At 53.8% G+C, this 275-nt stretch carries 1 protein-coding gene; it reads right to left on the minus strand.

What is annotated here, in order from left to right; genetic code table 11:
* Positions 1 to 275: hypothetical protein (locus HMPREF2605_RS09535; RefSeq protein WP_168167592.1), on the minus strand; the 275-nt coding region annotated here is incomplete at both ends.

A 275-nucleotide genomic window follows, 5' to 3' on the forward strand; every position in this document is an offset into this window, starting at 1 on the left:
GATACCAAGCTTCAGGCGGCTCTTGTGCACCGCCACAGCAGCTTCAATCGTCTCCTGAGTCAGCGGTTCAAGCTCCACCAAACGAGTCATCGTCTCGTACGGAGTGACCAGGTTCAGGCTACGCAGCAGTTCTTCACATCCGCTGGGATCTTCCCTGTACATGCCTTCTTCGACGAAGGTAAGCTTCTTCTTCAAAGGCATCGTCGGAATCTCTTCCCGCAGCGTATTAAGCCACTCAACAGCGAATTCATCCTCCGGCTCATCATCCACACGGT

Origin of the sequence: Rothia sp. HMSC065C03, assembly GCF_001837295.1 — a bacterium.
Classification (GTDB): Bacteria; Actinomycetota; Actinomycetes; order Actinomycetales; family Micrococcaceae; genus Rothia.